Raw genomic sequence first — 814 nt, 5'->3', positions numbered from 1 at the left:
AATCGTTGCCATTTTTGCGTTCCGGAGCATCTTCTTGTAATGCCGTAGCGCGCGAACGTTATATACATAGCCTGGATCGCGACCCGACATTCCCCACTGACTGACATAAGTCCGTAACAAAGTGAGGTAGTCAACCTGGTCCGTCCAACAACCATCTAAGGCAAATAAAATACATGTCCGATAATACTGGTTTAATTGTTGACTATTAACCAATATTTTGAACTTTTCTTCAAGAATTTGGCGACTAAGTCGCTCCAAGTAAGTTTTGATTTCCGCTTTCGTTTTTAAATTCTGTGGAATCTTTTGATAATCATAAGAGAAATGGTTATTCACTAATCTTCGAATGTCCAGCGTTGTCCACGTTTCCCGTTGAGCTAAATAATAATCAATTCCCTGACTGATCCATTTACCTGCCAAACGTTCTAACTGTTTCTTATCAATAATGTTATTCCGTGTATCATAAAAAGCCTTCCTTTGTAAGCGAAGCGTTACCTCATACTTATTTGTCTGTATCCGTTGGTTCTCTTCACCACTTGCTACCCGGCTTTTCAACATCCATAAACTAAACTTAACTCGAGGATTATTCAAACGACTGATTGGTTTCCCCGCATTTTTCTCAGCAATTAAGTGCCGGTAATAATTCCGGAAACGTTCAGTGCTAGCTCCAGAAATAAAGTCCTCCTCTAGGGAAATATAAAATTGACTCGTTCCTGGATCCCCTTGCCGACCAGCCCGTCCAGCTAATTGTAGTTTTACCCGTTCTGGGAGCATTTCAGTTCCGATAACGGCTAACCCACCTTTTTGACGAACTGAA

General features: G+C 41.0%; 1 protein-coding gene. It reads right to left on the bottom strand.

The genetic code is table 11. The features are described from left to right. A partial coding sequence (locus tag ACFILW_RS10305; RefSeq protein ID WP_375685792.1) for a hypothetical protein occupies nucleotides 1-814 on the bottom strand: 814 nt, incomplete at both ends.

It is taken from the genome of Bartonella sp. TT110JLCBS, assembly GCF_042193405.1.
GTDB lineage: Bacteria > Pseudomonadota > Alphaproteobacteria > Rhizobiales > Rhizobiaceae > Bartonella.
The sequence above is the reverse complement of the archived record's forward strand: the minus strand, read 5'-3'. Positions and strand labels throughout refer to the sequence as shown.